The sequence below is a fragment of the Chthonobacter rhizosphaerae genome (assembly GCF_013839525.1).
Taxonomy (GTDB): domain Bacteria; phylum Pseudomonadota; class Alphaproteobacteria; order Rhizobiales; family Pleomorphomonadaceae; genus Chthonobacter; species Chthonobacter rhizosphaerae.
The window spans coordinates 48,148-60,658 of the sequence record NZ_JACDIS010000005.1 but is presented as its reverse complement, the minus strand read 5'-3'; the positions used below and the strand labels follow the sequence as shown (position 1 = coordinate 60,658).

The 12,511-nt window shown below is 72.1% G+C and carries 10 protein-coding genes; all 10 read left to right on the top strand.

Annotated features, from left to right (window positions below; genetic code table 11):
- Positions 1-28 precede the first annotated feature (28 nt).
- The gene (locus HND91_RS10390; RefSeq protein ID WP_181706509.1) at positions 29-1,501 is read left to right on the top strand and encodes an ATP-binding cassette domain-containing protein; all 1,473 of its coding nucleotides are present in this window, start codon (positions 29-31) and stop codon (positions 1,499-1,501) included.
- Positions 1,502-1,877: 376 nt separating this feature from the next.
- On the top strand, positions 1,878-2,813 hold the full coding sequence (locus tag HND91_RS10385) for an ABC transporter permease (protein WP_181706508.1): 936 nt from the start codon (positions 1,878-1,880) through the stop codon (positions 2,811-2,813).
- Positions 2,810-3,784, top strand: a complete 975-nt coding sequence (locus HND91_RS10380; protein ID WP_181706507.1) for an ABC transporter permease — start codon at positions 2,810-2,812, stop codon at positions 3,782-3,784. The genes HND91_RS10385 and HND91_RS10380 overlap by 4 nt, the downstream gene beginning before the upstream one ends.
- A 12-nt stretch (positions 3,785-3,796) precedes the next feature.
- Positions 3,797-4,711, top strand: coding sequence for an SMP-30/gluconolactonase/LRE family protein (locus tag HND91_RS10375; protein ID WP_181706506.1), 915 nt, complete (start codon positions 3,797-3,799; stop codon positions 4,709-4,711).
- Between the two features lie 251 nt (positions 4,712-4,962).
- Entirely contained in the window at positions 4,963-6,216 is a 1,254-nt protein-coding gene (locus tag HND91_RS10370; protein WP_181706505.1) for an ABC transporter substrate-binding protein, read from the top strand.
- 152 nt (positions 6,217-6,368) lie between these two features.
- The gene (locus tag HND91_RS10365; RefSeq protein ID WP_181706504.1) at positions 6,369-7,190 is read left to right on the top strand and encodes an AraC family transcriptional regulator; all 822 of its coding nucleotides are present in this window, start codon (positions 6,369-6,371) and stop codon (positions 7,188-7,190) included.
- Between the two features lie 249 nt (positions 7,191-7,439).
- The gene (locus HND91_RS10360) at positions 7,440-8,444 is read left to right on the top strand and encodes an ABC transporter permease subunit (RefSeq protein WP_181706503.1); all 1,005 of its coding nucleotides are present in this window, start codon (positions 7,440-7,442) and stop codon (positions 8,442-8,444) included.
- Positions 8,441-9,511, top strand: a complete 1,071-nt coding sequence (locus HND91_RS10355; protein ID WP_181706502.1) for a branched-chain amino acid ABC transporter permease — start codon at positions 8,441-8,443, stop codon at positions 9,509-9,511. Before HND91_RS10360 ends, HND91_RS10355 begins: the two co-directional genes overlap by 4 nt.
- On the top strand, positions 9,511-10,293 hold the full coding sequence (locus HND91_RS10350; protein ID WP_181706501.1) for an ABC transporter ATP-binding protein: 783 nt from the start codon (positions 9,511-9,513) through the stop codon (positions 10,291-10,293). The genes HND91_RS10355 and HND91_RS10350 overlap by 1 nt, the downstream gene beginning before the upstream one ends.
- Positions 10,286-12,505 carry a Tm-1-like ATP-binding domain-containing protein gene (locus HND91_RS10345; protein WP_181706500.1) on the top strand — a complete coding sequence of 740 codons (2,220 nt, stop codon included), beginning with the start codon at positions 10,286-10,288 and terminating at the stop codon, positions 12,503-12,505. Before HND91_RS10350 ends, HND91_RS10345 begins: the two co-directional genes overlap by 8 nt.
- Positions 12,506-12,511: the final 6 nt, after the last annotated feature.

The window sequence follows — 12,511 nt, the reverse complement described above, 5'->3', positions numbered from 1 at the left end:
CCAAGCCGCGCCCCCCAAGTCCCGGAGAGTGTTCCCCGTGTCGTCCTCCGCCATCGTCAGCCTCAAGGGCGTCGAGCGCAGCTTCGGGGCCGTGCGCGCCCTCGCCGGGGTGGACCTCGACGTCCGGGCCGGCGAATGCCTCGGGCTCGTCGGCCACAACGGCGCCGGCAAGTCCACCCTGATGCAGATCCTCGCCGGCACGCTTCCCGCCGGCGCCGGCGCGCTCGCCGTTCACGGGCGCGACCTCGCGTCCGCCTGGTCGGTGGCGGTCGCCCAGGCGAACGGCATCCGCTGCGTGTTCCAGGAGCTGTCGCTCTGCCCGAACCTCACGGTGGCGGAGAACGCCCGCATCCTCCATCCGTCGATCCGCGGCTTCGGCTGGCGGCGGCGGGCCGGCGCCCTCATCCGCCGCACGCTCGACGAGATCTTCCCCGGTCACGGCATCCGGCCGGGCGACGTGGTCGGCGACCTGCCGATCGGCCGCCGTCAGATGGTGGAGATCGCCCGCGCCCTCTCGCTCAGCGAGGGCCGGCTCGACCTCGTCATCCTCGACGAGCCCACCTCCTCCCTCGACAGCATGGTGTCGGCCCAGCTTCTCGCCTTCGTGCGCCGTTTCGTGGCGGGCGGCGGCGGCGTCATTCTCATCTCGCATCTTCTCGGCGAGATCCTCGGCACCGCCGACCGGGTCGTCGTCATGCGCGACGGCCGGGTGGTGGACGTCCGGGCCGCCTCCGCCCACACCCACGCCAGCCTCGTCGGCGCCATGGGCAATGTCGCCCGCGAGGCCGCCGAGGAGGGTCCCGCCGCCTCCCGGCGGGCGTCCGGCGCGCCCGCCGTGGACATCCGCCCGGACAGGCAGCGCGACGGCCGGCGCCTTTCCGTCCACCCGGGCGAGATCGTCGGCCTAGCCGGCCTCGCCGGGCACGGCCAGACCGCCACCTTGCGGGCGATCTTCCGGGCCGCCCGGGCCGGATCGCCGGCGGTGCGCGGCACCGTCGCCTTCGTGGCCGGCGACCGGCAGACCGACGGCGTCTTCCCGCTCTGGTCCATCGCCGAGAACGCCGTCGTCTCCTCCGCGCCCCGCCTCGCCCGGTTCGGCGTCACCAACCCGGCCGCCGAGGCGCGGCTCGCCGCCGAGTGGCGCCAGCGGATCGGCATCCGCACGCCGGACATGCGCAACCCCATCCTGTCCCTTTCCGGCGGCAACCAGCAGAAGGTCCTGTTCGCCCGCGCGCTCGCGTCCGAGGCCGACATCGTGCTGATGGACGATCCCATGCGCGGCGTCGACATCGGCACCAAGCAGGAGGTCTACGCCATCGTGAAGGCCGAGGCCGCGAAGGGCCGCAGCTTCGTCTGGTACACCACCGAGTTCGACGAGCTGCGCCACTGCGACCACGTCTACGTCTTCCGCTCCGGCGCCATCGTGGCCGACCTCGCCCGGTCCGACCTGACCGAGCAACGGGTGCTGCAGTCGTCCTTCGAGATGGAGGAGACGGCATGACCACGGCACCTCAGCACCACCCCGTCGTCGTCAGCGTCGCGGCACCTAAGCACCACCCCGTCGTCGTCAGCGTCGCCGCGCCTTTCCCACCCACGCCGTCATGGTCGGCGAAGGCCGACCACCCACGCATCGACTCCCGAGCGCTCGCCGCCACCCGGGCGCGTCCAGTGAACACCCCCCGGACGGATGCCTTTCCCCAATGCGTGGGTGGTCGGCCTGCGCCGACCATGACGGGGAGCGTCCGGCGCCCGCTCGACACGCCGCCCTCCCGCGTGACGGAAACCGCCGCCCCGCCCCCCACCTCCACACCGTCATGGTCGGCGAAGGCCGACCACCCACGCATCGATTCCCGAGCGCTCGCCGCACGGCGCGGAGCATGCCCATGAGCCCCCGCACCCTCCGCGCCCTCCTGCCGGCCCTGTCGCTCGCCGCGCTTCTGATCGCCATCGCGATCGTGCAGCCGCGCGCCATGAGCTACTTCGGCCTCAACCTCATGCTGAACCTCGCGCTGCCCATCGCCTTCGCCACCATGGCGCAGCTCTGCGTCATCACGGTCAACGACCTCGATCTCTCGATCGGCTCGTTCGTGTCCTTCTGCGCCTGCGTCGGCGCCACCTGGCTCGCCGAGAGCCCCGCCTTCGGCGTCCTCGTCCTCCTCGGCTGCATCCTGGTCTACGCGGCCGTCGGCGCCCTCATCCATCTCCGCAACCTGCCGTCGATCGTCGTCACCCTCGGCATGTCCTTCGTCTGGCTCGGCTGCTCGGTCCTCCTCCTGCCGACGCCCGGCGGCACCGCGCCGGACTGGCTGGTGTCGATCGTCAAGCTGAAGACGCCCGTCGTGCCCTTCGCCATCCTGGCGAGCGCGGTCCTCGCCCTCGCGGTCCACGGGGCCCTGATGGGCTCGGCCTACGGGGCGGTCCTGCGCGGATCGGGCGGCAACCCGCAGGCGATCGCGCGGGCCGGCTGGTCGCAGCTCACCGCCAAGGTGGCGCTCTACGCCCTCGCGGGCCTGTTCGGCGTCCTCGCCGGCCTCACCCTCGTGGGCATGACCACCTCGGCCGACGCCAACATCGCGCTCCGCTACACCCTCCTCTCCATCGCGGGCGTCATCCTCGGCGGCGGCGAGTTCGTCGGCGGCCGCGTGTCGCCCATCGGGGCGGTCCTCGGCGCGCTCACCCTGGCGCTCGCCGGCTCGCTCCTCTCCTTCCTCAGGATCTCGCCCGACTGGCAGATCGGCGCCCAAGGGGCCATCCTCATCGTGGTGCTGGCGCTCCGCGCCCTCGTGAACCGGGCGGAGGCGCGGGCCGCATGAACACGATCGCGGCCCCGCGCCGCTCTCCCCTGTCCCGGGTCGCCGCCCGGCCGTGGATCTGGTCCTTCCTCGGCGCGTTCGCCGTCTGGATCGCCACCATCGCGTTCACCGGCGGCCAGGGCGCCGGACAGATCCTCTCCGTCGCGCTCACCTTCTCGGCCTTCTTCGTGATCGTCGGCATCGGCCAGATGTTCGTCATCACCACCGGCCCCGGCAACGTGGACCTGTCGATCCCGGCCAACATCGCCCTCTCCGGCGCGCTCGCCATGATCCTGATGGACGGGTCCGACGCCATGATCCTGCCGGGCATCCTCGCCGCCGTCGGCTGCGGCGTGCTGATCGGGGCGTTCAACTACCTCCTGATCCGCACGCTCCAGATCCCACCGATCATCGCCACCCTGTCGGCGAGCTTCATCATCCAGTCGATCGCCATCGCGTACGGCCGCGGGCTGAAGATCAAGCCGCCGCCGCTCCTCTCCGGCCTCGTCCAGTCGCACGTCCTCGGCGTGCCGCTCCTCGCCCTCGTGGTGCTGGCGCTGGCGGTCGTGCTCGGCTTCGTGCTCCACCGCACGCTCTACGGCCGCGCCGTCACCGCCGTCGGCCAGAACCCCCGGGCGGCGGAGCTCGCCGGCATCTCGGTCGGCCGCACGCGCTTCGCCACCTACGTGCTCTCGGCCGCCCTCGCGGGCTTCTGCGGCGCGCTACTCGCCGCCTTCTCCGGCGGGGCGTCCCTCAACATGGGCGAGGAATATCTCCTCGCCTCCATCGCCGTGGTGGTGATCGGCGGCTCGTCCGTGTCGGGCGGCGACAGCAACGTGCCCGGCATCTGGGGCGCGTCGCTCTTCCTCTACCTGCTCGTCACCATGCTCAACACGTTCGGCGTCGGCGCCGGGGTGCGGCTGATCGCGACGGGCGTCATCATCATCGCAGTCATCACGCTCGCCGGCGGCAAGACGGCCGGCCGGCGCTAGGGGGGCACGTCCATGGGGTCCGATACGCTTTACGAGGTGCTGGACAGGCGGTTCCGCGACCTCGTCGTGCCGCACACGGAGGCGGACCTCCTCTTTTCCGGCTGCCGCTGGGCGGAGGGGCCGGTGTGGTTCGCCGACGGCCAGTTCCTCCTCTTCAACGACATCCCGAACCGGCGCACCCTGCGCTGGGTGCCGGACCTCGGCGTCTCGGTGTTCCGGGCCGACAGCAACTTCGCCAACGGCAACACCCGCGACCGGGAGGGGCGGCTCGTCACCTGCGAGCACGGCGGCCGGCGCGTCACCCGCACGGAGCACGACGGCTCGATCACCGTCATCGCCGACCGCTTCGAGGGCCGGCGGCTGAACGCGCCGAACGACGTGGTGGTCCGCTCCGACGGCACCATCTGGTTCACCGATCCCACCTACGGGATCATGTCCGACTACGAGGGCTTCAAGGCCGAACCGGAGCAGCCGACCCGCAACGTCTACCGGGTCGATCCGGCGACCGGCGACATCCGCGCCGTCGTGACCGACTTCCTGCAGCCGAACGGCCTCGCCTTCTCGCCCGACGAGAGCGTCCTCTTCGTCGCCGACAGCGGCGCCAGCCACGACCCGGACGCGCCCCGCCACATCCGCGCCTTCGACGTCGGCCCGGACGGCTCACTCTCCGGCGGCCGGGTCCACGCCGTGATCGACGCCGGCGTGCCGGACGGCTTCCGGGTCGACACGGCCGGCCATCTCTGGACGAGCGCCGGCGACGGCGTCCACTGCTTCTCGCCCGAGGGCGAGCTCCTCGGCAAGATCCGCCTGCCCGGCCCGGTCGCCAACGTCACCTTCGGCGGCCCGGCCCGCAACCGGCTGTTCGTCACCGCCAACAAGAACCTCTTCGCCGTCTACGTGGCCGCCACTGGGGCGCAGCGGCCCTGAGCCCGTCCGCGAGGGCCGCCCGGAGCGGACCTCGCGGACCTTCTCCCTTTCGAATTTGAGACTCCCGGTCATGGCGACCCCGCCCGCGGCAGTACAGCGCGCGGCCGAGGTCGGACACACTCGGCCTCAGGGGCGAGGTCGCAGCCGGAGGGCGCCGCCGGGAGGGGCATGGCGCCGCGACCGTCCCCTGAAAATCCGCCGCGAACGGCCGGCCGGCGGAGGTCTCAAGGGCCGTGAGGGAGGAACACCAGATGATGAGGACTTCGGTATCGGCTGCCGTGCTGCTCGCCAGCCTGCTCGCGTCGGGCTCGGCCATGGCCGAGACGATCAAGCTCGGCTTCCTGGCCACGCTGGAAGGGCCGCTCACGGCCCTCGGCGAGGACGGCAAGCGCGGCTTCGACATCGCCCTGAAGCAGCTCGGCAACAAGATGGCCGGCAAGGACGTGGAGGTGGTCTACGCCTCGTCCGACGCCACCCCGGACAGCGCGCTCCGGGCCGCGCGCAAGCTCGTCGAGCAGGACGGCGTCGACATCCTGATCGGCCCCCTCTCCGGCGACGAGGGCATCGCCCTCAAGGAATATTCCAAGTCCCATCCGGACAAGACGTTCGTCAACGGCGTCGCCAGCGCCATGGAGGCGACCGTCGTCGACCCGTCGCCCAACTTCTTCCGCTTCAACGAGGACGCCGCCCAGTGGATGGCCGGCGTCGGCGAGTATGTCTACAAGGAGAAGGGCTACCGCCGGATCGCCACCCTGGCGGAGGACTATTCCTTCCCCTACACCCAGGTCTACGGCATCGTCATGGGCTTCTGCCGCTCCGGCGGCGAGGTGGTGGACCGCCAGTGGGTGCCGCTCGGCACCAAGGACTTCTCCTCCGTCATCGCCAACCTGCCGGACGACGTGGACGCCATCTTCGTCGGCCTCGGCGGCGCCGACGCGGTCAACTTCCTCACCCAGTACCAGCAGGCCGGCGGCGACGCCAAGCTGATCGGCGGCACCATCCTGGTCGACCAGACGGTCCTCTCCTCCAAGGGCGAGGCCAAGCAGGCCCTCATCGGCACCCCGACCGGCGGCCCGCAGGCCGACGACTGGAACGACCCGAAGTGGCAGGAATGGGTGAAGCTCTATCAGGACAGCTATCCCGCCGAGGCCCGCTTCCCGACCCCGTCCCTGTCGGCCACCGCCTACTACGTCAACGTCATGGCGGTGAACCAGGCCCTGGAGGCCGTCGGCGGCGATCTCTCGGACGGCCAGGCCAAGTTCCGCGAGGCCCTCGCCAAGGTCGAGGTCGCGGCCCCGAACGGCAAGATCACCCTCGACGAGAACCGCCAGGCGATCGGCTCCACCTTCATCACCGAGGTGGTGGAGGGGCCGGAGGGCAACCTCATCAACAAGATGGTCAGCGTCGTCCACGGCGTGCGCCAGGGCGGCGGCATGTCGATCGACAAGCTGAAGGAGATCGGCATGCCCTCCCGCGACACGCCGGAGTGCAAGACGGAGTATTGAGCCGAAACGATCAACGGGGGGCGAAGCAGAGACGGCCGCGGTTTCGCAACCGCGGCCGTCTTCTATTGCAGTGCAATGAACCTTGCAAAGTCCTGCGGAAGATGAAGTAATCGGGAAAACCGGCGCTGAAGACCGGAACGGGAGGCTCGGTCATGAACAAGGCGTTGTCCGTGACGCACGGGCGGTTCGGTCGCGTCAATCTCTATGATCTCGATCGCGGATACGTCACCCACGCCCATCGTGAAGCGCAGATCGTCTTCCACATCCGCGGCCAGCCGGCCCCGCTCACCATCTCCAAGGCCCCCGTCACCCTGTGCCCCGACCACGGCGTCGCCTGCAACGCCTGGGAACCGCACGACTACGCCCCGCCCGCGCGGTTCGAGGGCCAGCGGTCGCTCACCCTCTATATCGACACCGCCTGGTGGGAGGCGTTCGGCGGCCCGTCGGTCGGCCCGCTCCACTTCGGCCGCCGGCATGTGGTCCAGACCAACACCATCGAGCGCGCCATCGACCGGCTGCTCGCCTCCATGGCCGACGCGAAGTCGCCGCTCCTCTTCGAGGGCCTGGTGTTCGAGCTCGTCGGCCTCGTCGCCGAGCAGACCAACGCGCGCATCGGCGCCGTCCCCGCCGGCCGCCCGGTCGCGTTCGACTTCCGCGTCCGCAAGGCGATCAAGCTCCTGTCCGAGCACCGGGGCAGCGACATGGACCTGGAGTTCGTCGCCCGCGCGTCCGGCATGTCGCGCCCGAACTTCTACCGCCTGTTCCGCGACCAGACCGGCATGACGCCGAAGCTCTACTACAACATCCTGCGCATGGAGCGCGCGCTCCAGGAACTCTGCGGCACCGGCAAGCCGATCACCGAGATCGGCCTCGACCTCGGCTTCGCGTCCCAATCGTCCTTTTCGCGCTTCTTCGCGCTCAACTCCGGCATCTCCCCGTCCGACTACAGGAACGCGCTCCAGATCCTCCACTGAGGCCGGCCCGGCGGGCCGGCGTCGCGGCCGGCTCCGGCGGTTCGGCCCCGCATCCGCGGGAGCCACGAATTGAGACGTCTGGGTATGCGGACGCGGGAGCCGCCCGACTACACTCATTCCGACCAGACGACAGCCGTCGCCGCCTCCGGGCGGTTCGGTCGGACGAACCCGAGGAAACCGGTTCATGGCGCGTGGGAGGCCGCAGACTGAGACACGCCCCGGGGGCGTTCTCCGGCCGGGAGGTGGTCCGTGAGCCGATCCCTGGCCGGCTGGCGGATCGCCCTCGTGGCGCTCGCCGTGGTGCTGTTCGCCTGGCTGGTGCTGGCGCCCTGGCCCCAGGGGTTCGAGGCGGTGTTCGGCCGCAAGAAGGTCTTCCTCAACGCCGTCCTCAACGGCATCACCCTCGGCGGCCTCTATTTCCTGGTGGCGAGCGGCTTCACGCTCATCTTCGGGCTGATGCGCAACGTCAACCTCGCCCACGGCAGCCTCTATCTCGTCGGCGGCTACGTGGCCTACGAGACCGTGGAGGCCACCGGCTCCTGGCTCCTCTCCTTCGTGGCCGCCTTCCTGGTCACGGCCTTCCTCGGCCTCCTCCTGCAGTGGTTCATCTTCCGCCGCATGGAGGGCCAGGACCTCCGCCAGACCCTGGTGACCATCGGCATCTCCATCGTGGCCGCCGACGTGATGCTCTGGCTCTGGGGCGGCGGCTTCTACCAGATCGCCGCGCCCGCCGCCCTCGGCGGCGCCACCCAGCTGCCGCTGATCTCCTCGGTGAAGTCCAACGGCGACACCGTCTGGCTCACCTATCCGATCGTCCGCCTTGTCATCTTCGCCGCCTCGGTGGTGCTCGGCGTCGCCATGTGGCTGGTCCTCAACCGCACGCGGCTCGGCATGATGGTGCGCGCCGGCGTCGACGACCGCGACATGCTCTCCGCCATCGCGGTCCGGGTGCCGATCCTCTTCATGCTGGTGTTCGCCTTCGGGGCCGGCCTCGCCGGCGTGGCGGGCGTCGTCGGCGGCACCTTCCAGTCGCTCGCGCCCGGCGAGGACAGCCGCTTCCTCCTCGTCTCGCTCATCGTGGTCATCGTCGGCGGCATGGGGTCGATCCCCGGCGCGGCCCTCGGGGCGCTCATCATCGGCCTCGCCGAACAGCTCGGCTCGGTCTACGCGCCCACCTACGCGGTGGCGCTCACCTTCCTGATCATGGTGGCGGTGCTGGCCTTCCGGCCGCAGGGCCTGATGGGGCGCGCATGACCGACATCCCCGTCCCCGCGCCCGCCGCCGCCGCCGCGCCCTCCGCCTCCGGCCTGCCGGCGTGGCTGTCCGCCGTCCACCCGGCCTGGTGGATCCTCGGCTTCCTCCTCCTGTTCATGCCCGCCATGGCGGGCGACTTCGTGCTCGTGCAGATCTTCGGCTGGAGCTTCATCCTCGGCATGATCGCGCTCAGCCTGATGTTCCTCGGCGGCTACGGCGGCATGGTCTCGCTCGCCCAGATGACCATCGCGGCGCTCGCCGGCTACATGGCCGCCGTGTTCGGCACCTCGTCCGTGGCCGAGATCAGCCTCGGCCTGCCGTGGTGGATCGCCGTGCCCATCGCGCTGTCGATCGCCACCCTCTTCGGCGTCGTCGTCGGGGCGCTCGCCGTGCGCACGGCCGGCATCTACACCATCATGATCACGCTCGCGATCTCGGCGGCCTTCTTCTACTTCGCGCTCCAGAACTACGAGATCTTCAACGGCCAGCGGGGGTTCAACGGCATCCGGGCGCCGGTCGCCTTCGGCGTCGACTGGCGCGCGCCCGTCCCCTTCTACTACCTGACCCTCGCCCTCGCGGCCGCGAGCTATCTCTTCGTCGTCTATGTCGGCCGGGCGCCCTTCGGCCTCGCCCTCCAGGGCATCCGCGACAACGCCCGCCGCATGGCGGCGATCGGCTACAACGTCACCGCCCACCGCATCGCCGCCTACGCGGTGGCGAGCTTCATCGCGGGCGTCGCCGGCATCCTGCTTACCTGGCAGAACGGCCAGATCTCGCCCGGCACCGCCGGCATTCCGGCCGTCATCGACATCCTGGTGATCGCGGTGGTCGGCGGCCTCGGCCACCCGATCGGCCCCTTCCTCGGCGCCCTCCTCTACGCGCTCCTGCGCACCTTCGCGCTCGACGTCTTCTCCGCTTTCGGGTTCGAGAGCACCCGGTTCAACCTCCTGGTCGGCGTCGCCTTCCTGGTCGTCGTGCTCGCCTCGCCGGACGGCCTCGTCGGTCTCTGGCGGCGCTGGCGCGACCGGCGCCGGCCCGCCGCCAAGCCGTCCGGAGGGCATCGCTGATGTCGTCCGTCGCCGAACGCCTGTCCGCCACCGGCACCGCCAACGCCCTGGAGCTGCGCGGCATCACGCGCCTGTTCGGCGCGCTCGCGGCCCTCACGGACGTCACCATCTCGGTCCGCCCCGGCGAGCGGCGGGCGGTGCTCGGGTCGAACGGCGCCGGCAAGACCACGCTCTTCAACTGCATCACCGGCGACTTCCTGCCCACCTCCGGCACCATCCGGTTCTTCGGCGAGGACATCACAAGCTTTCCGCCGCACGAGCGGATCCGCCGGGGCCTGCGCCGCACCTACCAGATTTCGCTCCTTTTCAAGGGCCTCACGGTCGTCGACAACGTCTACCTCGCCTGCCGGGGCGTCTCGCGGGGCCGCTTCTCGCTCCTGCGCCCCCGGCGCGGCGACGCGATCCGGGCCGCCGCCGAGAGCCTCGTGGAGGCGGTCCATCTCACCGGCGTCCGCGACCGGCTCGTCGGCGAGCTCGCCTACGGTCAGCAGCGCCAGCTGGAGATCGCCCTCGCGCTCGCCGGCGCGCCGCGCTTCGTCCTCTTCGACGAGCCGGCCGCCGGCCTCTCGCCGACGGAGCGGTCCGAACTGGTGGAGATCCTCACCGCCCTCCCCAGGCACATCGGCTACGTCATCATCGAGCACGACATGGACGTGGCGCTCCGCGTGGTGGAGAGCGTCACGATGATGCACAACGGCCGGATCTTCAAAGAGGGCGCGCCCCAGGAGATCGAGGACGACCCGGAGGTCCAGGACCTCTACCTCGGAGGCGGCCATGGCTGACGCAGCCCGCCCCGGCACGCCCGTCCTGGAGATCCGCGGCCTCAACGTCTTCTACGGCGCCGCCCAGGCCCTCCACGGCGTCGACCTGACGCTTCCGGCCGGCACCCTCTCGGTCGTCGGCCGCAACGGCATGGGCAAGACCACCCTCTGCCGCACCATCGTGGGCCTCCAGCGCGCCGCCTCCGGCTCCATCCGCTTCCTCGGCCGCGACATCGCCGGCATGGACCCGGCCGCCATCGCGCGCCTCGGCATCGGCTACGTGCCCCAGGGCCGGCGCCTGTGGCCGTCGCTCACCGTCGACGAGCACCTGCGCCTCACCCAGGCGAACCGGCGCGGCGCCTGGTCGGTGGAGCGCGTCTACGACACCTTCCCCCGGCTCGGCGAGCGCAAGTCCAACCGGGGCAACCAGCTCTCCGGCGGCGAGCAGCAGATGCTCGCCATCTCGCGCGCGCTCCTCCTCGACCCCAAGCTCCTCGTCATGGACGAGCCGACGGAAGGCCTCGCGCCGGTGATCGTCGCCCACGTGGAGGACCTTCTCACCGGGCTCGCCGAGACGGGCGGCCTGTCGGTCCTCATCATCGAGCAGAACATCGGCGTCGCCACCGCCGTCGCCGACAGCGTCGCCATCATGATCAACGGCCGGGTCAACCGCACCATGCCGTCCGCCGCCCTGTCGGCAGACCGGGAGCTGCAGCAGCGCCTCCTCGGCGTCGGCCGCCCGGGCGCCGCGCCGGAGACCGCGGACGACGCGTCCGTTTTCACCGGCGTGCCCGCCGCCGCGCCGACGTCCCGGCCGAAGGGCCCCGTCCGCGTCTGGGTCTCCAACCCCACCATCCCCACCCGCTGGTCCCAGCCCGTGCCGGTCGCCCGCATCGAGGCCGCCGCCCGCACGGTCACGCCCGTGGAGGCGCGCCCGGGCGTGCCGGCCGCCGGGGTCGAGCTCCACGCCCTGTCGCCCGCCGGCGAGCCGGTCGTGCTCGTCGTCGGCACCCTCGACACCAAGGCCGAGGAGCTGCGCTTCCTGGTCGACATCCTGCGCGGCCACGGCCATCGCACCCGCCTCGTGGACCTGTCCACCTGCGGACGGCCGTCCTCGGCGGACGTGCCGCCCCACCAGGTCGCCGCCTATCACCGCCGGGGCGCCGCCGGCGTCTTCACCGGCGACAGGGCCACCGCCGTCCCCGCCATGGCGGACGCCTTCGAGGCCTGGATCCGGCGCCAGGCCGGCATCGCCGGCGTCCTCGCGGCGGGCGGCGCCTGCGGCGCCCGCATGGTGGCGCCGGCGCTCCGCACCCTGCCGGTCGGGGTGCCCAAGCTCATCGTCTCCACGGTGGCGTCCGGCGACGTCGCCGCCTATGTCGGCCCGGCCGACATCATGATGCTGCCCTCCGTCACCGACGTCGCCGGCCTCAACGCGGTCTCCCGCCAGGTGCTCGCCAACGCCGCCGAGGCGGTCGCCGGCATGGTGTCGGCGCGCGCGGAGGCCCTCAAGGCCGCGCGCCGGGGCCGCGCCGGCCGGCCGGACCTGCCGGCGGTCGGCATCACGGTCTCGCCCGCCACCGCCGCCGTCGCCGAGGCGGTGACGGGCCTCCTGCGCGCCGAGTTCGACTGCCTCGCCTTCCCGGCCCCGGCCGGGGCCCGCGCCCTGGAGAAGCTCGCCGACGGCGGCCAGCTCGCCGGCGTCGTCGACCTCGCCCTCGGCGACCTCGCCGCGCACCTCGTCGCGGGCGCCGCCGGCGCGGAGGACCGCCTCGGCGCCCTCGTGCGCGCCCGCGTCCCCGCCGTGATCGCGCCCGGCGGCCTCGACGTCCTCGCCTTCGGCCCGCCCGAGACCGTGCCGGCCCACCTCGCCGGCCGCCGGACGCTGGCCCACGGGCCCGCCGTCACCCTCGTCCGCCTCGGCCCCGCCGAGGCCGCCGAGATCGGCCGGGCCCTCGCCGATCGCCTCAACCGGTGCGACGGCCCGGTGCGCCTCCTCTGGCCGGAGGCGGGCCTGTCGCCGGAGGGCCGTCCCGGCGGCCCGCTCGCCGACCCGGCCGCCGACGCGGCGCTCGTTCAGGCTCTGGAGGCCGGCCTTCGCCAGACCGCGAACCGCCGCCTGCAGCGCCTGCCCCATTTCATCGACGACCCGGCCTTCGCCGCCGCCGTCGCGACGGCCGTGCGCGGCCTTCAGGGCGGGCGCGGCCGGCCCCGCCGGGCGGCGCCGCCATGACGCGCG

Bases quoted from the DNA above. Each gene is read 5' to 3' on its own strand.
- HND91_RS10385 (WP_181706508.1), top strand. From the start codon at position 1,878: ATGCCCATGAGCCCCCGCACCCTCCGCGCCCTCCTGCCGGCCCTGTCG.
- HND91_RS10380 (WP_181706507.1), top strand. From the start codon at position 2,810: ATGAACACGATCGCGGCCCCGCGCCGCTCTCCCCTGTCCCGGGTCGCC.
- HND91_RS10375 (WP_181706506.1), top strand. From the start codon at position 3,797: ATGGGGTCCGATACGCTTTACGAGGTGCTGGACAGGCGGTTCCGCGAC.
- HND91_RS10370 (WP_181706505.1), top strand. From the start codon at position 4,963: ATGATGAGGACTTCGGTATCGGCTGCCGTGCTGCTCGCCAGCCTGCTC.
- HND91_RS10365 (WP_181706504.1), top strand. From the start codon at position 6,369: ATGAACAAGGCGTTGTCCGTGACGCACGGGCGGTTCGGTCGCGTCAAT.
- HND91_RS10355 (WP_181706502.1), top strand. From the start codon at position 8,441: ATGACCGACATCCCCGTCCCCGCGCCCGCCGCCGCCGCCGCGCCCTCC.
- HND91_RS10350 (WP_181706501.1), top strand. From the start codon at position 9,511: ATGTCGTCCGTCGCCGAACGCCTGTCCGCCACCGGCACCGCCAACGCC.
- HND91_RS10345 (WP_181706500.1), top strand. From the start codon at position 10,286: ATGGCTGACGCAGCCCGCCCCGGCACGCCCGTCCTGGAGATCCGCGGC.